General features: G+C 71.8%; 23 protein-coding genes and 1 riboswitch. Of the genes, 10 read left to right on the top strand and 13 right to left on the bottom strand.

All coding sequences use genetic code 11. From position 1 onward, the window contains the following. Window position 1 precedes the first annotated feature (1 nt). The 6 genes from ACWC94_RS20525 to fahA all read right to left on the bottom strand — a co-directional run bounded on the left by ACWC94_RS20525 (window position 2) and on the right by fahA (window position 4,860). Window positions 2-229 carry a 4Fe-4S dicluster domain-containing protein gene (locus tag ACWC94_RS20525; protein WP_031166915.1) on the bottom strand — a complete coding sequence of 76 codons (228 nt, stop codon included), beginning with the start codon at window positions 227-229 and terminating at the stop codon, window positions 2-4. 35 nt (window positions 230-264) lie between these two features. Beyond that, a complete protein-coding gene (locus ACWC94_RS20520; RefSeq protein WP_450798207.1) occupies window positions 265-1,053 on the bottom strand; it encodes a GntR family transcriptional regulator in 789 nt (262 codons plus the stop codon). Between the two features lie 133 nt (window positions 1,054-1,186). Next, window positions 1,187-2,125 carry a M56 family metallopeptidase gene (locus tag ACWC94_RS20515; RefSeq protein WP_450798205.1) on the bottom strand — a complete coding sequence of 313 codons (939 nt, stop codon included), beginning with the start codon at window positions 2,123-2,125 and terminating at the stop codon, window positions 1,187-1,189. A 251-nt stretch (window positions 2,126-2,376) separates the two neighbouring features. Beyond that, window positions 2,377-2,763 (bottom strand): GntR family transcriptional regulator, encoded by a 387-nt coding sequence (locus ACWC94_RS20510; RefSeq protein WP_450798203.1) that lies wholly within the window; start codon window positions 2,761-2,763, stop codon window positions 2,377-2,379. Next, window positions 2,760-3,533 (bottom strand): hypothetical protein, encoded by a 774-nt coding sequence (locus ACWC94_RS20505; protein WP_450798201.1) that lies wholly within the window; start codon window positions 3,531-3,533, stop codon window positions 2,760-2,762. The genes ACWC94_RS20510 and ACWC94_RS20505 overlap by 4 nt, the downstream gene beginning before the upstream one ends. A 109-nt stretch (window positions 3,534-3,642) precedes the next feature. After that, on the bottom strand, window positions 3,643-4,860 hold the full coding sequence (fahA, locus tag ACWC94_RS20500) for a fumarylacetoacetase (RefSeq protein WP_450798200.1): 1,218 nt from the start codon (window positions 4,858-4,860) through the stop codon (window positions 3,643-3,645). Between the two features lie 304 nt (window positions 4,861-5,164). On the opposite strand from fahA, the gene ACWC94_RS20495 reads away from it, so the two are divergent. The 4 genes from ACWC94_RS20495 (at window position 5,165) to ACWC94_RS20480 (ending at window position 8,838) form a co-directional block, all read left to right on the top strand. Then, window positions 5,165-6,409 (top strand): carboxylate--amine ligase, encoded by a 1,245-nt coding sequence (locus tag ACWC94_RS20495; protein ID WP_450798343.1) that lies wholly within the window; start codon window positions 5,165-5,167, stop codon window positions 6,407-6,409. Window positions 6,410-6,454: 45 nt separating this feature from the next. Further along, the gene (locus ACWC94_RS20490) at window positions 6,455-7,657 is read left to right on the top strand and encodes an FAD-dependent oxidoreductase (RefSeq protein ID WP_450798199.1); all 1,203 of its coding nucleotides are present in this window, start codon (window positions 6,455-6,457) and stop codon (window positions 7,655-7,657) included. A 33-nt stretch (window positions 7,658-7,690) separates the two neighbouring features. Then, window positions 7,691-7,960, top strand: a complete 270-nt coding sequence (locus ACWC94_RS20485; protein WP_450798198.1) for a hypothetical protein — start codon at window positions 7,691-7,693, stop codon at window positions 7,958-7,960. A gap of 65 nt (window positions 7,961-8,025) precedes the next feature. Beyond that, window positions 8,026-8,838, top strand: a complete 813-nt coding sequence (locus ACWC94_RS20480) for an HAD family hydrolase (protein WP_450798197.1) — start codon at window positions 8,026-8,028, stop codon at window positions 8,836-8,838. A 165-nt stretch (window positions 8,839-9,003) separates the two neighbouring features. Here ACWC94_RS20480 and ACWC94_RS20475 read toward each other — a convergent pair whose 3' ends face one another. After that, window positions 9,004-9,492, bottom strand: a complete 489-nt coding sequence (locus ACWC94_RS20475) for a transglycosylase SLT domain-containing protein (protein ID WP_450798196.1) — start codon at window positions 9,490-9,492, stop codon at window positions 9,004-9,006. A gap of 3 nt (window positions 9,493-9,495) precedes the next feature. Then, a riboswitch (cyclic di-AMP (ydaO/yuaA leader) is annotated at window positions 9,496-9,673 on the bottom strand. Between the two features lie 572 nt (window positions 9,674-10,245). Here ACWC94_RS20475 and ACWC94_RS20470 point away from each other — a divergent pair. The 4 genes from ACWC94_RS20470 (at window position 10,246) to ACWC94_RS20455 (ending at window position 14,886) form a co-directional block, all read left to right on the top strand. After that, window positions 10,246-11,256, top strand: a complete 1,011-nt coding sequence (locus ACWC94_RS20470) for a polyprenyl synthetase family protein (RefSeq protein ID WP_450798195.1) — start codon at window positions 10,246-10,248, stop codon at window positions 11,254-11,256. 449 nt (window positions 11,257-11,705) lie between these two features. After that, complete coding sequence (locus ACWC94_RS20465; protein WP_450798194.1) at window positions 11,706-12,911, top strand: LolA family protein; 1,206 nt, start codon at window positions 11,706-11,708, stop codon at window positions 12,909-12,911. Between the two features lie 90 nt (window positions 12,912-13,001). Continuing rightward, complete coding sequence (locus ACWC94_RS20460; protein WP_450798193.1) at window positions 13,002-14,018, top strand: ABC transporter ATP-binding protein; 1,017 nt, start codon at window positions 13,002-13,004, stop codon at window positions 14,016-14,018. Further along, window positions 14,005-14,886, top strand: coding sequence for an ABC transporter permease (locus ACWC94_RS20455; RefSeq protein WP_450798192.1), 882 nt, complete (start codon window positions 14,005-14,007; stop codon window positions 14,884-14,886). Before ACWC94_RS20460 ends, ACWC94_RS20455 begins: the two co-directional genes overlap by 14 nt. Window positions 14,887-14,892: 6 nt before the next feature. Here ACWC94_RS20455 and ACWC94_RS20450 read toward each other — a convergent pair whose 3' ends face one another. Next, window positions 14,893-15,486, bottom strand: coding sequence for a flavodoxin family protein (locus ACWC94_RS20450; protein WP_450798191.1), 594 nt, complete (start codon window positions 15,484-15,486; stop codon window positions 14,893-14,895). 195 nt (window positions 15,487-15,681) lie between these two features. On the opposite strand from ACWC94_RS20450, the gene ACWC94_RS20445 reads away from it, so the two are divergent. Next, window positions 15,682-16,989 carry a tetratricopeptide repeat protein gene (locus ACWC94_RS20445; RefSeq protein ID WP_450798190.1) on the top strand — a complete coding sequence of 436 codons (1,308 nt, stop codon included), beginning with the start codon at window positions 15,682-15,684 and terminating at the stop codon, window positions 16,987-16,989. A 191-nt stretch (window positions 16,990-17,180) separates the two neighbouring features. Here the strand turns inward: ACWC94_RS20445 and ACWC94_RS20440 are convergent, their stop codons facing one another. The 3 genes from ACWC94_RS20440 to ACWC94_RS20430 form a co-directional block, all read right to left on the bottom strand. Next, window positions 17,181-17,660 carry a VOC family protein gene (locus ACWC94_RS20440; protein ID WP_450798189.1) on the bottom strand — a complete coding sequence of 160 codons (480 nt, stop codon included), beginning with the start codon at window positions 17,658-17,660 and terminating at the stop codon, window positions 17,181-17,183. Between the two features lie 92 nt (window positions 17,661-17,752). Beyond that, window positions 17,753-18,703, bottom strand: a complete 951-nt coding sequence (gene rarD / locus ACWC94_RS20435; RefSeq protein WP_450798188.1) for an EamA family transporter RarD — start codon at window positions 18,701-18,703, stop codon at window positions 17,753-17,755. A 111-nt stretch (window positions 18,704-18,814) separates the two neighbouring features. Further along, the gene (locus tag ACWC94_RS20430; protein ID WP_450798187.1) at window positions 18,815-19,669 is read right to left on the bottom strand and encodes an NAD(P)H-binding protein; all 855 of its coding nucleotides are present in this window, start codon (window positions 19,667-19,669) and stop codon (window positions 18,815-18,817) included. 98 nt (window positions 19,670-19,767) lie between these two features. Here ACWC94_RS20430 and ACWC94_RS20425 point away from each other — a divergent pair, with 98 nt between their 5' ends. Continuing rightward, a complete protein-coding gene (locus ACWC94_RS20425) occupies window positions 19,768-20,172 on the top strand; it encodes a winged helix-turn-helix transcriptional regulator (RefSeq protein ID WP_450798186.1) in 405 nt (134 codons plus the stop codon). Between the two features lie 15 nt (window positions 20,173-20,187). Here ACWC94_RS20425 and ACWC94_RS20420 read toward each other — a convergent pair whose 3' ends face one another. Then, window positions 20,188-21,249, bottom strand: coding sequence for a 2-oxoacid:ferredoxin oxidoreductase subunit beta (locus ACWC94_RS20420; RefSeq protein ID WP_450798185.1), 1,062 nt, complete (start codon window positions 21,247-21,249; stop codon window positions 20,188-20,190). Continuing rightward, window positions 21,242-23,170: a 2-oxoacid:acceptor oxidoreductase subunit alpha gene (locus tag ACWC94_RS20415; protein WP_450798183.1), complete on the bottom strand. Its 1,929-nt coding sequence runs from the start codon at window positions 23,168-23,170 to the stop codon at window positions 21,242-21,244. Before ACWC94_RS20415 ends, ACWC94_RS20420 begins: the two co-directional genes overlap by 8 nt. Window positions 23,171-23,344: the final 174 nt, after the last annotated feature.

The raw sequence follows: 23,344 nt of genomic DNA, 5'->3' as shown, positions 1-23,344 counted from the left end.
CTCACCGCAGCAGATAGGGCATGTTGACCGTGACGGCTCCGGTGGGGCAGCGGGCCGCGCACGGGCCGCAGTACCAGCACTCGTCGACGTGCATGTACGCCTTGCCGTTGGTCTCGTCGATGGCCAGGGAGTCCAGCGGGCACATGTCCACGCAGAGGGTGCAGCCGTCGATGCACTTCGACTCGTCGATGGTCACGGGCACGTCGGCCCGCTGGGGCGCCAAGGGCATGGCTGTCTCCAGGAAACGCGCAGGCAAGGGGTGTGTTACGACCGGTGGAGCAGGCCGCTCATGGTGATCCGGTCGCCGCGGAAGCGGATGAACTCCAGGTCGACGGGGCGGCCGTCGGCGAGGTGGGTGAGGCGTTCCAGCATCAGTACGGCGGCGCCGCGCGGGGCCTCGAGCACGGCGGCGGAGTGGGTGTCCGCGTTCACCGCCTCCAGGGTGATCTCGGCGTGGCCGAGGCGCTGGCCGGTGATGGCTTCCAGGAGGCGGAAGACATCGGTGTTCTCCAGGTCGGCGCCGAGCAGGGCGGTGCCGATGTCGAGCGGGATGTAGGTGAGGTCGAGGGAGAGCGGCAGGCCGTTCAGGCGGCGCAGGCGCTCGATGTACAGGACGTCGGCGCCGGCGGGGATACGGAGGCGGTTGGCCACCGGGGCGGGTGCCGGGGCGGGGCCCATGGTGCGGACCTCGTTGGTGACGCGGCCGTGTTCGCGGAGGGTTTCCGCGAGGCCCATCAGACGGTCGAGCCCGTGCGGGTACTTCTGGGCGACGACCACGGTGCCGACTCCGGGCAGCCGCTCCACCAGTCCCTCGGCCCGGAGCAGGTCCAGGGCCTGGCGGACGGTGTTGCGGGAGGCCCGGTAGTCGGCGGCGAGGGTCGACTCGTGGGGGAGGGGGCCGTTCTGGAAGGCGCCGGTGAGGATCTGGTGACGCAGCAGGTCCGCGAGCTGCCGGGCCCGGTCCGCGCGCAGCCGTCGACGCGTGCGGTGGGCGGCGACGGTGGTCGCGGCGCCCTGACCGGCGTGGTCTCGGGGGCGGTCGGTGGGTGGCATGGCCGAAACCATACCGATGCGGTAGGGAAAGGGGTGTTGCTGAAGTGTTGCGCCAGGTGAGGGAGCGTTGGATACCGCGCTGAGCTGCGCGGCTTCCCGTGCGGGCGGCAAGATCTGCCACCCGGTCGCCGGGTCAGGACAGTGCCGTCAGCCCCGGCGCGAACGTGATCAGGAGCGGCAGCAACGGCACCAACGCGGCCACCGTCGTCGTCAGTGCCCGGTGCCGGAGCAGCAGCCGCGGTGGCGGCTCCAGCAGGCGGTCCACGCGCTCGCCCAGGAGGCGTCGGCTGGAGTCGCAGGACAGGACCCCCCGGTGCTGGTTCAGCTCGATCAGCGCGAGGGCCGTGGTGAGGTGCCCGCAGCGCCGGGACGCGGTGTCGTCGGCGGCCAGCTCGACCAGGCGGTGCGTCTGGTCGCAGAAGTGCGCGAAGAGCGGCACGCGCGGGAAGCCCGTGGCGAGCGCGGTGGACAGGTGCAGCAGCCAGTCGTGGTGGGCACGCGCGTGCCCGCGCTCATGGGTGAGGACGGCGTCCAGCTGGTGGTCGGTGAGGCGCTGCAGCGCCCCCGTCGTGACGACCAGCTGCGGCGGGTGTCCCGGCATCCACCAGGCGTCCGGGTATTCGTCCTCCAGCACCAGCATCGGGCCGCGCGCCGCCGGCAGTCCGGCGGGCAGATCGGGAGCACGCTCCCGCAGCTGTGCGCGGGCCTGGCCGCGGCTGCGGCGGGCCTCGACGAGTTCCCGGCCCAGCATCGCCGTCGTCCAGGCGGCTCCGCAGGCCAGCAGCACGGTGAGGGCGGCGGCCCACACCGGCGCGGAGGAGAGGTCGTAGGCGGCGGTGACGGAGGGCGGCGCAGGGGCGAAGACACGCTCGCGGACGGTGTGGAAGACGGCCGCCGTGCCCAGTACCAGTGCCGCCAGACAGCACAGCAGGACGGTGGCGACCAGGCACTGCCACACCCACAGCGCGACCACCGGTTCCCGCTCGGGCCAGGCCGCACGGGTCAGCGCGCGCGGTGCCGGCAGGGCGGCAGTCAGGGCGACGACGCTCAGCAGGAGCAGGCAGACGGTCATGCCGGGGCTCCGGTTCCTGGTCGGAGAGTTGTGCGGGTGTCGGTGGTGCGGGGCGACGCGCCGAGGGTGCGTCGCGCGTGGTGCGTCCGCCCAGTATGACGGTGAGGGGCGGCGAGAGTCAGGTCTCGGCGCTGATCGGTCTTGCGGTCGCGGTCCCCGGCTTCCTCCCGGTCCGGCGTGCCCGCTTGCTTCCCGTCCGGAGTGCCGGCTTCCTTCCCGTGCGGCGTGCCCGGCCTTCGGGTGCGGAAGCGTTACGTACGCCGCTGCTGGAACGCGCGCCGCACCGCCTCCAGCACGTCGTCCTCTGCGAAACCCAGGGCCGCTGCCCAGGCCACGAAGTCCCGCGTGCCGTCGGCGAGTTCCGCCGTTCCGCGGCGGTGGGCGCCCGGTGGCGGCGGAGCCACCCGGGTCCCCGCGCCCCGCCGGGTCCGGATCAGGGACGCCGCCTCCAGTTCGCGGTAGGCACGGGCGACGGTGCCCGCTGCCAGGCCGAGGTCCGCGGCCAGTTGCCGTACGGTCGGCAGCCGCTCGCCCTCGGTCAGTCGTCCGCTGCTGATCAGGGCGGCGAGCTGGGCGCGGATCTGCTCGTAGGGCGGGACGGGGCTGGTCGTGTCGACCCGGACGGCGGCGCCGCTCACCGGCGTGCCCCCGCTCGGCTGCGCCACCCCGCCCGGGGCGAGCAGACGGTGAGGAGCATCCACGGCGCGGTCACCAGGGAGATCAGCGCGAGCGGCAGCAGGACCACGTTGGCCGCGGTGCCCGCGGTGCCGTCGCAGGTCATGCTCGTCAGGGCGGCCGAGGCCGTTGAGGCCGCGCCGAGCAGCGAGGTGGAGACGACGATCCCCCAGGCGGCCACGATCGCCAGCGAGCGGTCGCGGCGGGACTGTTCGTCGCCGGGCCGGGTGGCGATGCGCCGCAGCGACCAGCCGCACGCGCCCGTGGCGACGGCGAGGGAGGCCAGCATGGGCAGGCCGTAGGAGAGACCGGGCCAGGGGCCGTGCCCCTCGGTCGTGCCCCGGCAGGCCAGGGTGAGTTCCCGGCCCGCCCGCCCCATGTCGTCCGGCGAGGCCACCGCGCCCGCCGTCGCCAGCAGCGCCACCAGGGCGACCGCGAGGACGGCCAGCAGCGGGGTCATTCGGGGCGGTACGTAGTCGCGGACCCGGCGTGGTGCGAGGCCGGCGGTGCGGACCGTTCCCCGGGCCGGTGCGGTCAGCGCGTCGCCCACCAGGACGCCGGCGACGGCGCACAGGCCGAACGCCGGGATGGCGTACAGCACACCGTCGCCGTGGTCGAGTGCGGACAGCTGGGCGGCCGCCAGGGCGCCCGTGGCCAGACCCGTCCAGCGGGCGTAACGGTCGACCGGCGCCCGGGAGGCGGTCGCCGGTGTGGTGGCGTCGAGATCGGTCATGGAAGTCCCCCGTGGAAGCACATCGTGCACTCACCGCTTGTATCAAGCAGTGAGTACAAGATGCCCGGTCCGGCGGACTTGTGTCAATTCCTTGCTACAAGCTGGCCCTTCACCCCGCCACGACCCGCCCGCTGACCTCCCCCAGGCCGACACGGCGTCCGTCCGCCCCGGGAGCCCATGCCGACAGGGTCACCACGTCCCCGTCCTCCAGGAAGGCGCGTTTGCCGTCCGGGAGTTCGAGGGGATCGCGGCCGTTCCAGGTCAGCTCCAGCAGCGAGCCGCGCTGACGCTCCTCGGGGCCGCTCACCGTGCCTGAGCCGTACAGGTCGCCGGTGCGCAGCGAGGCACCGTTCACCGTCATGTGGGCGAGCTGCTGGGCGGCGGTCCAGTACATGGTCGAGAACGGCGGCTCGGAGACCACATGGCCGTTGATCGCGACGGAGATCCGCAGGTCGTAGCCACCGGGTTCGATGCCGGGCGCCGAGTCGTCCAGGTACGGCAGCAGCGGGTGCGTGCGCTGCGGAGGCGCCACGCGCGCGTGCTCCAACGCTTCCAGCGGGGTGATCCACGCCGACACCGAGGTCGCGAAGGACTTGCCGAGGAAGGGGCCGAGGGGGACGTACTCCCAGGCCTGGATGTCCCGCGCGGACCAGTCGTTCAGCAGGCACAGCCCGAAGACGTGGTCGTGGAAGTCGGCCAGCGCCACCGGACTGCCCAGCGTGGACGGCACGCCGACGACGAAGCCGACCTCCGCTTCGATGTCCAGCCGGATCGACGGCCCGAAGACGGGTGCCGGGTCGGCCGGGGCCTTGCGCTGCCCGGAGGGCCGTACGACGTCCGTGCCGGAGACGACGACCGTGCCGGAGCGGCCGTGGTAACCGATGGGCAGGTGCTTCCAGTTGGGGGTGAGGGAGTCCTCGGCGTCCGGACGGAAGATCTGGCCGACGTTGCGGGCGTGGTTCTCCGAGGCGTAGAAGTCGACGTAGTCCGCCACCTCGAAGGGCAGGTGCAGGGTCACCTCGGACAGCGGGTGGAACAGCGGCTCGACGGCCTCGCGGTGCGCGGGATCCATGACCCAGGCCGTGACGGCGCGCCGTACCTCCGACCAGGTGGGGCGGCCGGCGGCCAGCAGCGTGTTGAGGGTGGGGCGCGCGAGCAGCGCGTGGTGGGGCGAGTCGAAAGCGGCGGCCGCGGCGCCCGCGTCGAGGACGTGGTCCCCGAGCCGGACGCCGACCCTCCGCTCCGTGCTGCCGGAGGGCGAGAACACGCCATAGGGAAGGTTGTGCGGTCCGAAGGGGTCGCCCTCGGGGACGTCGAAGGGGGGCATGGGGTGCTGCCTCACTCTCATCCGGGCCGTGCACGGCGATCGTTCCATGTGGTCGCGCCACACGTTACGGCTGGACTGCCTGTCTTGGGCAGTGCCTCCTGTGGCGCTTCGAGGGGTGTCCGACGGTGGGTGGCGCGGAAGCTTCGAAAGGTTGCTCGCACCCTGTCTAAAGAGTTCGCAATGCCCGGATAAGCCTTGTCGGAGGCGGTAATTCCGGCTTAGCGTCCTTTGGGGACGCGGACGGGGTGGGTCCGTTCCGTCGGGGGGACACGTGGGGGGACCCGTGGCCGGAGACACCGTCGGTGTGCCGTTCGAGGCGGACCGGGACGTACCAGGACTGATCGTCAAGTTCGGCGACTACCCGCTGCACCACGGCGGCGTCGGGGCGATCCGCAGCCTGGGCCGGCTCGGCGTGCCCATGTATGCCGTCACCGAGGACGCGTACACGCCCGCGGCGTCCTCGCGCTATCTGAAGAAGGCCTTCGTGTGGCCGACGACCGGTGCGGAGGACCCGGGCCGCCTGGTCGAGGGCCTGCTGCGCATCGGCCGCCGTATCGGCCGCCCCACCGTCCTCGTCCCGACGGACGAGGAGGCCGCCGTACTGATCGCGGAGCACCAGGACGAGCTGGCCGGATCCTTTCTCTTCCCGCGTGTCGATCGGGCCCTGCCGCGCCGGCTCGCCAGCAAGCAGGGCCTGCACGACCTGTGTGTGGAGCACGGCATCGCGAGTCCGGCGTCGGCGTTCCCCGAGTCGTACGAGGAGGTCGTCGCCTTCGCCGACACGGCCCGCTTCCCGGTGGTGGCCAAGAACCGGGAGGCGTTCGTACGGCGCACCCGGCCCGCGGTGGGCGGCACCACGAGGATCGCCACCCGCGAGGGCCTGCTCACCCTCGCCCGCGACTGGGGGGCGCGGCCGGGCGTGATCCTCCAGGAGTATCTGCCGCGCGAGGAGGCCGAGGACTGGATCGTGCACGCCTGCTTCGACCAGGACTCCGGCCCCCTGGTCCTGTTCACCGGTGTCAAGGTCCGCTCGTGGCCGCCGCACGCCGGCATGACGGCGAACGCGTACGTCGTCGACAACCCGGAACTCGCCGACCTCGCCGCACGTTTCATCAAGCAGATCGGCTACAGCGGCATCATCGACCTCGACCTGCGCTTCGACCGGCGCGACGGACAGTACAAGCTCCTCGACTTCAACCCCCGCATGGGCGCCCAGTTCCGGCTCTTCGAGAACGAGTCGGGTGTGGACGTCGTACGCGCCATGCACCTGAACCTGACCGGCCGCCCCGTTCCGGAGGGGGAACAGCGCGCCGGCCACCGCTACATCGTGGAGAACATCGACCTGCCCGCCCTCCTCGCCTACCGCCGCAGCGGCTATACGACGCCGCACGCGCCGGCGAAGGCGAGCGGGACGGAGCTGGCCTGGCTCGCGGGTGACGACCCGCTGCCGTTCCTCACGATGCTCGCCCGCTTCGTGCGCCCGGGCGCGAAGCACCTCTATCAGCTGTGGCGGACCAACCGCCGCGGCAGCAGCACCTCCACGAAGTAGGCAAGGCCACCAAGCGTGGCGCACCGTGTCCTGGGGAGGGACTTCGTGACACGACCGGTTGCAGTCATCGGGGCCGGGCCGTTCGGCCTGTCCACCGCCGCCCATCTGCGGGCGCGCGGCATCCCCGTCCGCGTCTTCGGCGACCCCATGGTCAGCTGGCGCGACCACATGCCCGAGGGCATGCTCCTGAAGTCGACCCCCGCCGCCTCCAACCTCGACTGCCCGCAGCCCGGCCACACCCTCGCCGACTACTGCGACGCGGCCGGCATCCGCCGTCTGGTGACCGACGAGGACATCATCCCGGTGGAGACGTTCGTCGCCTACGGCGAGTGGTTCCAGCAGAAGCTGGTCCCCGGCCTGGAGCGGGTGCGGGTCGTCTCCGTGGACCGCGACAAGAGCGGCGGCTTCGAACTGAAGCTGGACTCGGGCGAGATGTTCACCGCGCGTGCCGTCGTCGTCGCCACCGGGCTGTCCGGCCTGGCGCACCTCCCGGCCGAGCTCGCGGGAGCCGCCGCCGACGGACCGGCGCCCACGGGCCCGGTCTCGCACAGCTCCCAGCACCACGACCTGGGCCGCTTCGCCGGCAAGGAGCTGATCGTGATCGGCGCCGGCCAGTCCGCGCTGGAGACGGCCGCGCTCGCCGCCGAGGCGGGGGCACGCGTGCGTGTCGTCGCGCGGGGCCGCGGCCGGGTCGCCTTCGGCGCCCCGCCCTGGGACCAGCCGAAGCTGCGCCCCGAGTCCCCCTTCGGGCGGGCCTGGTCGCTGTGGGCGCTCAGCTACTACCCCCACCCCTACCGCTACCTGCCCGAGGCCACCCGCCACTTCCTGGTCCGGCGGGTCCTCGGACCGCTCGGCGCCTGGTGGCTGCGCGAGCGCTTCCAGAGCGCCGTGCTGGTCCAGGACGTGGAGCGGGTGGTGGGCGCCGAGGCACCGGACGGCAGCCCCGTCCTCACCGTCCGCACCCACGGTGGACGCACCGAGCGGCTCACCGCCGACCACGTCATCGCCGCCACCGGCTACCGCGTCGACATCGCGGCGATGGACTTCCTCGGCCACGGACTGCGCACCCGGCTCGCCGTCAGCCGCGGCACACCCAAACTCGGCCCCGGCTACGTCTCCTCCGTCCCCGGGCTGTATTTCACGGGCCTGCCGGCGGCGTCGTCGTACGGCCCGGTGATGCGCTTCGTCTGCGGTACGGAGTTCGCCTCTCCGCGCCTGACGGCACACCTGGCGGCGGCCCACGGCTGAACCCTCCGGGAACCGGCCCGGGTCCGTCACATCGTGCGCCCCCGCTCCGTCAGCGGTCGGAGCGAGCGTGCCCACCACCGATGCGCGGGAAGGACATCGGAACACTCCGGCACGGCAGGCGCGCGCGAGGAGCGGTCCGCCGCCGTCGCCGGCGGGCTCGGGGCGCCCTTCCTCAGTGACGCCGAGCGCGCCGCGCTGCGGCCGGCGGTGCTGTCCGCGCTGATCCTCACCATCACCCTCACCGGCATGTTCCACCGCGTCACCACCGCCATCAGGGAGCCGGCGGGCACCACTTGGGACTGACCAGTACGTAAGTACGCAGGACGACAAGATGAGTCGGCGGGGCGAGGTATCCGTATTCTCTGATCATGGCCGCCTCCCCCGCGTACGCACTGATCGCCACCGACCTGGACGGAACGCTGCTGCGCGGCGACGACACGGTCTCCGACCGGTCGCTCACCGCGCTCGCGCGGGTGGCGCGGGCCGGTGTGCGTCACCTGGTGGTGACGGGTCGCCCGGCCCCGCGGGTACGGCCGCTGCTCGAACGTCTCGGCTGCACGGGGCTCGCGGTGTGCGGGCAGGGCGCGCAGGTCTACGACGCCGCGTCCGGCCGTCTGCTGTGGTCGGTCCGGCTGGACCGGGAGCTGGCCGAGACCGCGCTCGGCAAGATCGAGGCCGAGGTGGGGCAGGTCTACGCGGCCGTCGACCAGGACGGCGTCGACGGGCTCACGCTCATCGAGCCGGGCTATCTGATGCCGCACCCGACCCTGCCCGCGGTGCGGGTCGGCCGGCGCGACGACCTGTGGTGCGAGCCCATCAGCAAGGTGCTGTTGCGCCATGCCGAACTGTCCGACGACGCGTTGGCGGCGGTCGCGCGCTCGGTGGTGGGCTCGCTGGCCACGGTCACCATGTCGGGGCCGGGGACCGTGGAGCTGCAGCCGTCCGGGGTGACCAAGGCGACCGGCCTCGCGCTGGCCGCCGAGCGGCTCGGGGTCGCCCCGGAGGAGGCCCTGGCCTTCGGTGACATGCCCAACGACATCCCGATGTTCGACTGGGCCGGACACGGGGTCGCCATGGCCAACGCACACCCCGAACTCAAGGCGGTGGCCGACGAGATCACCCTGTCGAACGAGGACGACGGCATCGCCGTCGTCCTCGAAAGACTGTTTCCGACCGGCTGACCGGCTGACCGGCTGACCCGCACCGACCCGCTGACCGGTCCGTCAGCAGGTGGCCGTCCGGTGCGGTCCCGCAGGACGCACGGCGGCCGCCCGGCACGCCCCTTCCGTCAGGTGGGGGGCGCGTGCCGGGCGGGCCGGTGTCTGCGCTGCCGGTCCGCGGAGCTGTCAGTACGCGCCGAAGACGTTGTCGATCGACCCGTAGCGCGCGGCCGCGTAGTTGCAGGCGGCGGTGATGTTCGCGACCGGGTCGTAGATGTTGTAGGAGGTTCCGGCCACGTGGTACGCGTTGAACGTCGGGTCGATGACCTGGAGCAGGCCCTTGGACGGGATGCCCTTGGCGGCGTTGGAGTCCCAGAGGTTGATGGCGGCCGGGTTGCCGGAGGACTCCCGCATGACGTTGCGGTAGATGCCGTTGTAGGTGCCCGGGATGCCCTTCTGGCCCATGATCGCGAGGGACTCGCGGATCCAGCCGTCGAGGGTGTTCGGGTAACCGGCGGGGGTGGTGGAGACCGTGGTGGCGCTCGGGGTCGCGGCGGAGGCGCTGGTCGCCCCGATGAGCGGCAGGGCGAGGACGGCGGCACCGGTGCCGACGGCGGCGAGGGCGCGGACGAGGCGGTTGTTCCGGGTACGGCGGGGCTGAGCGGCAGCAGGCATGGGGAAGTTCCTCTCCGACGCCTGCGAGGTGAGCTGTCGGGTTCGGGCGGGGAGGTGCCCGGCCGTGCCCGGGAAGGCACGGCTTCACCCCTAGCCGTTCCGGTGCGACGTGTGCCGTCCGGTCCGGCGACTTACCTGGGTCCCCCGCTCCTGCCTGCGAATGAGTCCGTGGATGGTTATGCGGGCGGTGGCAGGATTCGGCGTCCGCCCGACGGCCCGGAACGTATGCGAGAGCACATGTCGGGAACAAGTACCGGATTCACACAACGTCCTGTTTGACCTTGATCTGCGCCCTATGAGGTGCTTGATCCTTTGCGCCTGTCAACCCTCAACTCGCCAGCGGGGCAAGGCGAGAAGGGGGGAGTGGTGGGGGTGGGGTGCCGATGGGTGCCCGTGACCCAACTCACGAAATAGCAAAATACTCTAAGTCGGACATGGGGGATTCAGGTGGATCGACTGGATGGTGGAACCCGCGGCTCGGCGCCCGTCGTTGTTCTGGGGGAGGGGGTGGAGGTGCTGCCCCGCTCGCCTCTCGGCTTGCGACAAAACGGACAGAGTCCTATTAAGTCGATAAATATACGTTCCTATTACTTGATCAAAAATATCCCGGTCATGACCTGATACCTCCCAGGCTGGACCGGTGGGCGCTATCGGTGATCGAAAGAGGACCGGATACGCTGACTCGAGTGATGGCAGCGACCTATCGACAAACCGTGTGATCGCCAGCAGACACCAGCAGACAGGAGACCCCACGTGACCGTCGTCGGGCCGTTCGGGCTGAGCGTGCGGGACCAGGCTCTGGAAGCCGATGTCCAGGCCGGATTGACGGCTGTCGAGGAAGGCTTGCTCGAGGCCACCAAGAGCGAGGTCCCGTTCATCACGGAGGCCGCGCAGCACCTCGTACGGGCCGGCGGGAAGCGGTTCCGGCCGTTGCTCGTGATGCTCGCGGCCCAGTTCGGCGACCCCTACGCGCCCGGTGTCGTGCCGTCGGCCGTGGTCGTGGAGCTGACCCATCTGGCCACGCTGTACCACGACGACGTCATGGACGAGGCGGCCGTACGGCGTGGCGTGGACAGCGCCAACACCCGCTGGGGCAACTCGGTCGCGGTCCTCACCGGCGACTTCCTCTTCGCCCGGGCCTCCCAGATCCTCGCCGACCTCGGCCCCGAGGCCGTCCGGGTGCAGGCCCTCGCGTTCGAGCGGCTGGTCACGGGCCAGATCCTGGAGACCGCCGGTCCCGCGGACGGCCGCGACCCGGTCGAGCACTACCTGGACGTGCTCGGCGGCAAGACGGGCTCGCTGGTGGCGGTGTCGTGCCGGTTCGGCGCGATGATGTCCGGCGCCGACGAGACGGTCGTCGACGTGCTCACCCAGTACGGCGAGCGGCTCGGCGTCGCCTTCCAGCTCGCCGACGACGTCCTGGACATCGCCTCCGACTCGCACGAGTCCGGCAAGACCCCCGGCACCGACCTGCGCGAGGGCATTCCGACGCTCCCCGTGCTGCGGCTGCGCGAGCGGGCGGCCCGGCTGGGGCTGCCCGAGGACATCGCACTGTGCCGGCTGCTGGACTCCGACCTCAGCGACGACGCCCGGCTCGCCGAGGCGCTGGCCGGGCTGCGCGCCCACCCCGCGCTGGAGCAGGCCCGCCGGGACACCGTCCGGTACGCGGAGGAGGCCCGCGCCGCGCTGGCGCCGCTGCGGGAGTGCGACGCCAAGGCGGCGCTGATGGAGCTGTGCGACGCGGTGGTGCACCGCGCCGGCTGACCCGGACGTTCCGCGGGGCCACTCCCGCGGCAGCGACCGGCCGTACGGCCCCTGTGCGAGCCGTACGGCCGCCGTACGACCCTTCCGGCCCCCGGGCACGGACTGGTGCGATGCCCGATCCCCCGCGGATGCCCGTCCTCCAGGACGCTCGGACACCCGTCCCTTCCGGTCGCTCGGATGCCCCTCCGGCACCGGCTGCCGCGATGCCCATGCCCCCGTACAGCCCCCTCCGTTCCGGTGAGACCCCTACGGGTCGGGGGACCCGCTGCCCCTACGTGTCATACCGCAGGCGTACACGGAGTTGGCTCCGTGGTCTGACGCTTCCTCATGGCCGATTTGGTGAGATGGACACCACGGACATCACCACTCCTCACCGATTCGGGTGAGAATGGCGGCACTGGTGGACCAGCGTGAGGACAGCCGCCGCCGACGACGGAGGTAAGGCACACATGGCACCGTACGAAACCGACGACGCAGTGGACGCCGCGCAGGAGGAAGCTCCGCGTGCCGGACGCCGCAAGGCCGCCCGCTACGCGGTCCCGGTCGCGGTGGTGGGGGTGGCGGCGGCCACGATCGGGCTGGTCCCGGCACTCGCCGCCTCCGGTGACCCCGACCTGCCCAGGATCACCGCGCAGCAGCTCATCGAGAAGATCGCCAAGTCGGACGTGCAGCAGCTGTCCGGCACCGTGCGGGTCAGCACCGACCTCGGCCTGCCCGACCTGGGCGGACTGGAGAGCAACCTGGCCTCGGGGGCGGCCAAGGGCTCCGGCAACGGCTCCTCCGCCGACCCGCAGTCCAAGCTCACCTCGCTGGTCTCCGGCACGCACACGCTGCGCGTCGCCGCGGACGGCCCGCAGAAGCAGAAGCTGTCGCTGCTGGAGAGCGGCTCCGAGTACAGCCTCATCCACAACGGCAAGGACGTGTGGGGCTACGACAGCAAGAGCAACGAGGTCTCCCACGGCACCTCGGCCGACTCCGGCAGGGACCACCGGGCCGAGCCCCCGGCCACGCCGAAGGACTTCGCCGACGAGGCGCTGAAGTCGGTGGACGACACCACGTCCGTCACCGTCGACGGCACCGAGCAGGTCGCCGGCCGTGACGCCTACAAGCTGCTGATCAAGCCCCGGCAGTCCGGCACCACGGTCGGTGCGATCAGCATCGCCGTGGACGCGAAGACGGGCATGCCGCTGAAGTTCACCCTGACTCCGAAGAGCGGCGGCGCCGCCGTCCTCGACGCGGGCTTCACCCGGGTCTCCTTCGCGAGGCCGGACGCCTCCACCTTCGCCTTCACCCCGCCCAAGGGCGCGAAGGTGACGGAGGAGAAGAAGGGGAGCAAGGGGCACGCGGAGCGGCAGCACGCGCCGAAGCAGGGCGAGTTCGGCAAGGGCCTCGGCGGCACCGCCGTCCTCGGCAAGGGCTGGACGTCCATCGCCACCTTCGACACCGGCGCCAAGGGCGGCCTGCCGACCGGCTCCAAGGCCGGTGACCTCGGCGGCTTCCTCGGCTCGCTCGGCGACAAGGTCTCCGGCAAGTTCGGCAAGGGCACCGTCTTCTCCACCCGGCTGGTCAACGCCCTGATCACCGACGACGGCAAGATCTACGCCGGCACGGTGACCAAGGACGCCCTGGTGAAGGCGGCGAACACGGGAAAGTAGCCCCTTCCGGGCACCACGAGCCGTGACCGTACGTTGAACCTTCCGGGGTCTTCCGGGTCTTCGCGGGCAGGGCGAATCGAGGGGGAGCCGATGGACGAACCGTCCACCAGGGAGCGGGAGGCGGAGGAGAGCGGGGAACCGGGGGACGCGGAGCGGCGTGCCCCGGCCCGGGCGGAGGCGGACGTCATCGTCACCCGCGGCCTCACCAAGCGCTATCGCGGCGGACAACTCGCCGTCGACGGCCTCGACCTGACCGTCCCGGCGGGCAGCGTCTTCGGCTTCCTCGGTCCCAACGGCTCCGGCAAGACCACCACCATCCGCATGCTGATGGGCCTGATCGAGCCGACGGCGGGCACGGCCCGTGTGCTGGGCCGCCCGATGCCCCGGGCGGCCCGTGCCGTTCTCCCGCAGATCGGCGCGCTCATCGAGGGGCCCGCCCTGTACGGCTTCCTCTCCGGCCGGGACAACCTGCTGCGCTACGACGCCGCCGACCCGACCGCCGACCCCCGCACCCGGCGCGCCCGCGTCGCCGCCGCCCTGGACCGGGTGGGTCTCACGGCCGCCGCCGGCAAGAAGGCGAAGGCGTACTCCCTCGGTATGAAACAGCGCCTCGGCCTGGCTGCCGCGCTGCTCCAGCCGCGCCGGCTGCTGGTCCTGGACGAGCCCACCAACGGCCTGGATCCACAGGGCATGCGCGAGATCCGCACCCTGATCCGGGAGCTGGCCGCCGACGGCACGACCGTCTTCCTCTCCTCCCACCTCCTCGACGAGATCGAGCAGGTCTGCACCCACGCGGCGGTCATGGCGCGGGGCCGGCTCGTCACCCAGGGCCCGGTGGCCGAGCTGGCGGCCGGGGCGCGGGGCCGGCTGGTGGTGACCACCCCGGATCCGGCCGAGGCGGCACGGGTGCTGAAGGAGCAGGGCGTCGGGGACGTCGTCGCCGACGGCGAACGGGTCGGCGGCGAACCACCCGCACGCGACCTCGCCGAGGTGAACGCGGCCCTGGTGGCGGCGGGGGTGCGGGTCCGGGGCTTCACGGTCGAACGGGCCTCGCTGGAGGACGCGTTCGTGGCGCTGACGGGGGAGGGCTTCGATGTCGCGGGCTGAGACGGTCCCGGTGACCGCCGTACGGCGGCCGAGTCCGCTGTGGACGCTCGGGCTGCTGCGCAGCGAACTGGTTACGACCCTCCGGCGCTGGCGCACCCTCGCCCTGCTCGGCGTGCTGACCGCGGTGCCGGTGCTGGTCGGGATCGCGGTGAAGATCCAGACGCGCGGCGGCGGGACGGCGGACCACAGCGGCCAGGGCCCGGCGTTCCTCACACAGATCACCAACAACGGCCTGTTCCTGGTGTTCACGGCGCTGGCCGCGACGCTGCCGTTCTTCCTGCCGATGGCCGTCGGGGTCGTCGCGGGCGACGCGATAGCCGGCGAGGCGGGGGCGGGCACCCTGCGCTATCTGCTGGTCGCCCCCGCCGGCCGTACCCGGCTGCTGCTCACCAAGTACACGACCGTGATGGCGTTCTGCCTGCTGGCCACCCTGGTTGTCGCCGTCTCCGCCCTGATCGTCGGCGCGCTGCTCTTCCCGCTGGGTGACCTGACGACCATCTCGGGCACCCGGATCAGCTTCGCCGAGGGGCTCGGCCGGGCCCTGCTGATCGCCCTGGTGGTCGCCGCCTCACTGGTCGGCGTGGCGGCGCTGGGCCTGTTCGTGTCGACGCTCACGGGCAGCGGCATCGCGGCGATGGCGACCACCGTCGGCCTGCTCATCACCGTCCAGATCCTCGACCAGATACCCCAGCTGCACGCGCTGCAGCCGTACTTCTTCCCGCACTACTGGCTGTCCTTCGCCGACCTGATGCGCGACCCCGTCTACTGGGACGACCTGGAGAAGAACCTCGGCCTGCAGGCGCTGTACGCGGCGGTGTTCGGCTCGGCGGCCTGGGCGCGGTTCACGACGAGGGACATCAGCGCGTAGGACCCTCTAGCCGGCGGCCTTCTCGTGCGGGAAACGGGCGAGGGGCGCGTCCTGGGCGAAGAAGGTCTTCGCGCGTGCCAGCGCCTCGGTGTCCTTCAGTACGTCGCCGGGCGCGCTGCCGTTGCCGAGCAGCACCCCGCCGAAGCGCATCCCCATGTACGCGGCGGAGTTGTTGAGTGTGCCGGCGTAGGGGTCGGCGACGGACGGCTCGTCGTCCGCCAGGGCCGCGATGCCCCAGAGCGTGCGGCCGGCCAGGGTCGCCCTGAAGTCGAGGCCCGGGGTGCGCAGCCAGCCGGACCAGTGGTCCAGGTAGCGCTTGGTGAGACCGGACACCGAGTACCAGTACAACGGCGAGGCGATCACGATGTCGGTGGCTTCGAGCGTGGCGTCCAGCAGCAGACCGGTGGAGCTGTCCGACGACGGCCGTACGTGGTCGCTGTCGTGCCGCAGGTCCGTGAAGTCGGGGAGGGGGTGCTCGGCCAGGCGGATCCAGCGCTGTTCGACGTCACCGGGCAGCTGCTCGGCGGCCCTGCGGGCCAGCAGCTCGGTGTTGCCGTCGGCGCGGGAGCTGCCCAGGACGAAGAGGAAACGGCGGCTCATGGGTCCCCCAGGAGAGTGTTGGCGTACGACGTTTAAAGGCACGTGCATTATATGCATACGCAAGCAGCTCGGGCCAGGGTGCGGCTGGTGCGAGGCTGTGACGCTGCGGTGACGCGGAACGCGAGGGAAACCGACACACTGGTCGGCAGGACGCGTACGACCGGATCGCGACGCCGGGGGAGTGAGGGAAAACCGATGGCCCGACTCAGCTTCGAGAAGAAGCGGGTGCAGCAGCCCGCGGTGCATCCGGCGGTGGTGGCCGTGCGGGTGTTCGGCGCGGGAAGCGCGTCGGTGGGCGGGGCGTCGGTGGCGGCGGCGCCGGGCGAGGAGATCCAGCAGGCCGTCCTCAACCACCTCCAGCGCCTGGCCATCAGCCTCGGTGCCCCGATACGCGCCACCATCCACGACGACCGCGCGGGCTGCGTGGTTCCCCTGGAGGTCTCGGCGGACGGGTCCAGCCGGGTCACGGGGCGGGCGGTGCGGGTGGCTGCGCCGGGCGGGCCGCGCTCGGCCGACGTCGCGTCACCGGCGGGCGTGGCTGGGGTGGAGGGCGCGCGGGACGTGCCCCGCGCGGAGCAGCCGGAGCCGGTGCTGACCGGGACGGTGCAGGCGCCGACGGGACAGTTCGGCCCCGCGCCGGTCATGCCGGTCAGGGAGGCGCCGGTGCCGGCAGTCGACGCCCGGGAGTCCGAGTCCGCACCCATGGCCTACGTCCCCGCGGCTTACGCCCCCGCGGCCCCGGTCGCCCCCGTCCCGGCCTCCGCGGCCCCGGCTGCCGTCGTCTCCGCCCCTGCCGCTCCGGCCTCCGCCCCCGCGGCGCACCCGTCCACGGCCTCCGCCCCCGCGGCCTCGACTTCCGCGGTCTCCGCCCCCGCGGCCCCGGCCGCCAAGGGCTCCGCCCCCGCGGCGCTGGCTTCCATGGCGTCCGCGCTCATGGCCTCCGTCCCCGACCCCGCTCCGACCCATACCCCCGCCCGGGGCTTCGACGCCGTCGCCGAGGAGGTGCTCGGGGACGAGCCCGTGACCGAGACCGCGGAGGGGGCCGAGTTGCTCACCGAGCCGATGACGCGGATCAACGAGGCCGTGCGGGAAGGCCGTGTCGAGGCGGCGGCGGAACTCGCCGACCGTACGGTCGCCGAGGCGACCGCCGTGCTGGGCCCGCGCCATGCCGAGGTGCTGCACCTGCGCGAACTGTCGGCCTACATCGCCTACTTGGCGGGCGATCCGGTCCGTGCCTTCCAGCTGTCCCTGGACCTCGCCCGGTTGCGCCGGCAGGCGCGGGACCCGGAGGCCGCCTACGGCAACGTCCAGAGCGCGGCGACCGCCTGGCGCGCGGTGCGCGATCCGGAGGAGGGGCTGCGGCTGGGCCGGGACCTGATCGACCTGTGGGCGGAACTCAGCACCGAGCCGGGCCCCGCCGCCGACGATCTCCGCCCGCTGGAGTCCGCCCGCGCCCGCATGGTGCGCCTCACCGACCGGGCGGCCCGCGCCGCGCAGGCCTGAAGACTGCCCGATCCCGACGCCCGCCCATGGCTGACGTCGGCCATGGTCTGACGCCCGCCCATGGTCTGACGTCGACCCCGACAAGACGCCCGTCCAGTCGCGGCGCCCGCCCGTAACGGATGAGCGTCCAGGCCTGGCGACCACCCGGACCCCGGCAGTCGGTCATGCCGGAACCTGTCCCGGCGACAGCCCTACTGCACGCAGAACTCGTTGCCCTCCGGGTCCGTCATCAGGACCCACTCGCCGGCGGGCTCCTTCACCTCGCGCAGCACCCGCGCGCCCAGCGCCCGCAGTCGTGCCACCTCGTCCGCGCGCCGCCCGGCACCGGCGTGCAGGTCGAGGTGGAGGCGGTTCTTGACGGTCTTCGACTCCGGTACGCGCTGGAACAGCAGTCGCCGCCCGAGTCCCGTGCCGGTCTCCGGGTCGTACGGGTCGTCGGGGTGTCGTACGGCGATCAGGTCACGGAAGGCGGGGCGGCCGTGGTACTCGACGGTGGCCGCCCCGGGCAACGCGCCGAGGGACAGCAGTCGTTCGACGAGGGCGCTGTTGTCCTCGGCCGTGTAGTGCAGCGCGGCGGCCCAGAAGTCGGCCTGTGCGTGCGGGTCGGCCGCGTCGATGACGAGCTTCCAGTGCAGTGGGGTGGGGGCCTCGGTGGGCGGCTGAGTCGACATGCTCACCACTTATAGCGGGGAGCACTGACATCGGTGGCGTTCACGGGAGCGGAGGCCCCCGGCTCACGCGTCACGGGAGCGGAGGCCCCGGCTCACGCATCCACAGGCGCGGAGTCCGGTGTGTTCACCCGGGGTGTCCCGAGCGGCTCCCTCGGCTTCCGCGCGGAGCGCAGCGCGTCACCCGTCAGCAGGATCAGTGCCAGCCAGACCAGGGCGAATCCGGCCCAGCGCTCGGGCGGCATGGCCTCGTGGAAGTAGAGGATGCCGCACAGGAACTGGAAGACGGGGGCCAGGTACTGCAGCAGGCCCAGGGTGGACAGGGGGACGCGGATCGCCGCCGCGCCGAAGCAGACCAGGGGCAGCGCGGTGACGACGCCGGTGGAGGCGAGCAGGGCGGCGTGTCCGGTGCCGTCGTTCAGGAAGCTGCTGCCTCCGTGTCCGCCGAGCCACAGCAGATAGCCGAGCGCGGGCAGGAACTGGATCGCGGTCTCGGCGGCCAGTGACTCCAGGCCACCGAGGGCGACCTTCTTCTTGACCAGGCCGTAGGTGGCGAAGGAGAAGGCGAGGACGAGCGAGATCCACGGGGGGCGGCCGTAGCCGATGGTCAGGACGACGACAGAGGCGAGGCCGGTCGCGACCGCCGCCCACTGCACGGGCCGCAGCCGCTCCTTCAGCAGCAGCACGCCCATCGCGATGGTCACCAGCGGGTTGATGAAGTACCCGAGGGAGGACTCGACCACGTGGCCGGAGTTCACGGACCAGATGTAGACGCCCCAGTTCACGGTGATGACGGTGGCGGCCACGGCGACGAGCCCGAGCCGGCGCGGCTGGCGCAGCAGCTGTCCGGCCCACGCCCAGCGCCGTACGAGGAGCAGGGCGACGGCGACGACCACCAGGGACCACACCATGCGGTGGGCGAGGATCTCCACCGCCCCGGCGGGTTTCAGCAGGGGCCAGAACAGGGGCACCAGGCCCCACAGGCCGTAGGCCGCGAAGCCGTTCAGCAGGCCTATCCGGTGCTCACCCTTGGACTTCCCGGCCACAGGCCCTCCCTCTCGCAACAGGCACGCGAGAACGAAGGTAGCGCCGAGCACCCCCGGCTGTCATGGCCATATCGCCATACGGTCATGACAGCCGCGGTGCCGCCGGATCGCTCAGCCCTTGAGCGCGGCGGTGACCGCCTCCGCCAGCGGGGTGGTGGGACGGCCGATCAGCCGCGACAGGTCCCCGGAGGAGATGACCAGCTCGCCCTTCTCGACCGAGGCGTCCACGCCGGCCAGGACCGCGGCCAGCGGTCCGGGCAGTCCGGCACCGGTCAGGACGCCGGTGAAGGCCTCGACGGAGACCGGGGTGTAGGTGATCTCCTTGCCGGTCTGCCGGCTCAGCTCGGCCGCGTACTCGGCGAAGCCCCACGCCTCGTCGCCGCCCAGCTCGTACGTCGTGTTCTCGTGGCCCTCGCCGGTCAGTACCGCGACCGCGGCGGCGGCGTAGTCGGCACGGGCGGCCGAGGAGACGCGGCCCTCGCCGGCGGCCTGGACGACCGCGCCGTGCACCAGCACCGGGGCCAGGTTCTCGGTGTAGTTCTCGTGGTACCAGCCGTTGCGCAGCAGGGTGTACGGCAGGCCGGAGGCGAGCAGCGCCTGCTCGGTGGCCCGGTGGTCGTCCGCCAGCGCCGCCGTCAGGGTGCCCGGAGCGCTGGTGTACGCGAGCAGCGCCGCGCCGGCCGCCTTCGCGGCGTCGATGACGACCCGGTGCTGCCGCACCCGTCCCTTGTCGAACTCGTTGCCGGAGATCAGCAGGACCTTGTCACCGGCGGCGAACAGGCCGTCGAAGGTCTCGGGGGCGTTGTAGTCGGCGACGGCCAGCTTCACCCCGCGGGCCGCGAAGTCGGCGGCCTTCGCCTCGTCCCGTACGACGGCGGTGACCTGCTCCGCCGGAACCTTCTCCAGCAGCTGCTCCACGACGTGCCGGCCGAGGTGTCCGGTGGCTCCGGTGACGACGATGCTCATGAGGGAACTCCTTGGGGTGCCGTGTGTCTGTGTAGGGCACTCACCCTAGGAACGGCGCTAACCAAGCGAAAGTACCCACTTTGAAGTAAGGTACGGGCATGTCGGTAAGTGGGTGGAAGGGTGACGGCGAGGCGATGTGCCCCCATCGCCTGGTCCTCGAGCATGTCACCAGCCGCTGGGGCGTGCTGGTGCTGATCCAGCTCCTCGACCGCCCGTATCGCTTCAGTGAACTGCGCCGGGCGATCAGCGGCCTCGGCGGGCGGGGCGTCAGCGAGAAGATGCTCACACAGACGCTGCAGACCCTGGAGCGCGACGGCCTCGTCCACCGGGATGCCAAGCCCGTCATCCCGCCGCGCGTCGACTACTCCCTGACCGGGCTGGGCCGCGAGGCGGCGGAGCAGGTGCGGGCGCTGGCGCAGTGGACCCAGCAGCGCATGGACGACGTGCTCAGCGCCCGCCGTGCATACGACGAGGCCCGGGAAGACCAGTCCCGGGCCTCGTGACAGCGCACGGCAGGGTCAGCCGACGACCGTCCAGGTGTCCCCGCCGGCCAGCAGCGCGGCCAGGTCGCCCTTGCCCTTCTGCTCGATCGCGGTGTCCAGCTGGTCGGCCATCGCCGTGTCGTACACCGGGCGTTCGGCCGAGCGGAAGACACCGATCGGGGTGTGGTGCAGGGTGTCGGGGTCGGCGAGCCGGGAGAGGGCGAAGGCGGTGGTCGGGGACGCGGCGTGCGCGTCGTGGACCAGGATGTCCGCCTCGTTGTCCGCCGTCACGGTGACGACCTCCAGGTCACCGGTGGCCCGGTTGCGTACGACGCCGCGGGTGCCGTCGGCCCCGAAGCGGATCGGCTGCCCGTGCTCCAGGCGGATCAGGGCCTCCTCGGCCCGCTGCTTGTCCTTCAGGGCGTCGAAGGCGCCGTCATTGAAGATGTTGCAGTTCTGGTAGATCTCGATCAGGGCGGTGCCCGGGTGGTCGGCGGCCGCGCGCAGCACCTCCGTCAGGTGCTTGCGGTCGGAGTCGATGGTGCGGGCCACGAAGGACGCCTCCGCGCCGAGCGCCAGCGACACCGGGTTGAACGGCGCGTCCAGTGAGCCCATCGGCGTCGACTTGGTGATCTTGCCGACCTCGGACGTCGGTGAGTACTGGCCCTTGGTCAGGCCGTAGATCCGGTTGTTGAACAGCAGGATCTTCAGGTTCACATTGCGGCGCAGGGCGTGGATCAGGTGGTTGCCGCCGATGGACAGCGCGTCGCCGTCACCGGTGACCACCCACACCGACAGGTCCCGCCTGCTCGTGGCCAGGCCGGTCGCGATCGCCGGGGCGCGGCCGTGGATGGAGTGCATCCCGTAGGTGTTCATGTAGTACGGGAAGCGGGAGGAGCAGCCGATGCCGGAGACGAAGACGATGTTCTCTCTGGCCAGCCCCAGCTCCGGCATGAAGCCCTGTACGGCGGCGAGGATCGCGTAGTCGCCGCAGCCCGGGCACCAGCGCACTTCCTGGTCCGACTTGAAGTCCTTCATCGACTGCTTGGCCTCGGCCTTGGGGACCAGCTGCAGCAGTCCGTTGCCGGTGTCAGTCATCGATGGCCTCCTTCAGCGCCGTGGCGAGCTGTTCCGCCTTGAACGGCATGCCGTTGACCTGGTTGTAGGAGTGGGCGTCGACCAGGTACTTCGCCCGGATCAGGGTGGCGAGCTGCCCGAGGTTCATCTCCGGCACCACCACCTTGTCGTACTGCTGGAGCACCTTTCCGAGATTGCGCGGGAAGGGGTTGAGATGGCGCAGATGCGCCTGCGCGATCGACTCGCCGGCCGCCCGCAGCCGCCGTACCGCCGCCGTGATCGGGCCGTACGTGGAGCCCCAGCCCAGCACCAGGGTCTTCGCCCCGTGCGGGTCGTCGACCTCGATGTCCGGGACCTCGATGCCGTCGATCTTGGCCTGCCGGGTGCGGACCATGAAGTCGTGGTTGGCCGGGTCGTAGGAGATGTTGCCCGTGCCGTCCTGCTTCTCGATGCCGCCGATGCGGTGCTCCAGACCCGGCGTGCCCGGGATCGCCCACGGCCGGGCGAGGGTCTCGGGGTCCCGCTTGTACGGCCAGAAGACCTCGGTGCCGTCGGCGAGGGTGTGGTTCGGTCCGGAGGCGAACTGGACCCTGAGGTCCGGCAGCTCGTCCAGGTCCGGGATCCGCCACGGCTCGGAGCCGTTGGCCAGGTAGCCGTCCGAGAGCAGCATCACCGGTGTGCGGTACGTCAGCGCGATCCGGGCCGCCTCCAGTGCCGCGTCGAAGCAGTCCGCCGGGGTCTGCGGCGCGACGATCGGGACCGGCGCCTCGCCGTTGCGGCCGAACATCGCCTGCAGCAGGTCCGCCTGCTCGGTCTTGGTCGGCAGACCCGTGGACGGGCCGCCGCGCTGGATGTCGACGACCAGCAGCGGCAACTCCAGTGAGACCGCGAGACCGATCGTCTCGCTCTTCAGCGCGACCCCGGGACCGGACGTCGTCGTCACCGCGAGCGAGCCGCCGAAGGCCGCGCCCAGCGCCGCGCCGATGCCCGCGATCTCGTCCTCGGCCTGGAAGGTGCGGACGCCGAAGTTCTTGTGCTTGCTCAGCTCGTGCAGGATGTCGGAGGCCGGAGTGATCGGGTATGAGCCGAGGAACAGCGGCAGGTCCGCCTGCCGCGAGGCCGTGACCAGCCCGTAGGCCAGGGCGAGGTTGCCGGAGATGTTGCGGTAGGTGCCGACCGGGAAGGCCTTGGCGGCCGGGGCGACCTCGTAGGAGACCGCGAAGTCCTCCGTCGTCTCGCCGAAGTTCCAGCCGGCCCGGAACGCGGTGACGTTCGCCTCGGCGATGTCCGGCTTCTTGGCGAACTTCGACCTCAGGAACTTCTCGGTGCCCTCGGTGGGCCGGTGGTACATCCAGCTCAGCAGGCCCAGCGCGAACATGTTCTTGCTGCGCTCGGCCTCCTTGCGGGACAGGGCGAAGTCCTTGAGCGCCTCCACCGTGAGGGTGGTCAGCGGCACCGGGTGGAGGTTGTAGCCGTCCAGCGAACCGTCTTCGAGCGGGTCGGTGTCGTAGCCGACCTTCTGCAGGGCGCGCTTGGTGAACTCGTCCGTGTTGACGATGATCTCGGCGCCGCGCGGCAGGTCGCCGACGTTCGCCTTCAGGGCGGCCGGGTTCATCGCGACCAGCACGTTCGGCGCGTCACCCGGGGTGAGGATGTCGTGGTCCGCGAAGTGCAGCTGGAAGCTGGAGACACCGGGCAGGGTGCCGGCGGGGGCGCGGATCTCGGCGGGGAAGTTGGGGAGGGTGGAGAGGTCGTTGCCGAAGGAGGCGGTCTCCGAGGTGAACCGGTCACCGGTGAGCTGCATACCGTCACCCGAGTCCCCCGCGAACCGGATGATCACCCGGTCCAGGCGCCGCACGTCCTTCGCGCCGCCCGGTTTGCGCTGCTCTCCCACGACGGTTCCGTCGGTCTGCTCCGCTGGGCTGCTGACCTGGCTGGTCACTGAACTGGACCTCCTTCGAGGCGGCTGTCCGTCGGGTGGTCGTCCCACGGACCATCCCAGGATCAACCCTACGTCGGTTAGGGTCGCCTTCCCGAGGCCATCCGAAGATTGGACGGCGTTTCGAGATGGCCTGTCGCGCTGCTTCTCACTTTCCCGCATGATGACCCGCGCCGC

The organism is Streptomyces sp. NPDC001135 (assembly GCF_053598395.1).
The sequence above is the reverse complement of the archived record's forward strand: the minus strand, read 5'-3'. Positions and strand labels throughout refer to the sequence as shown.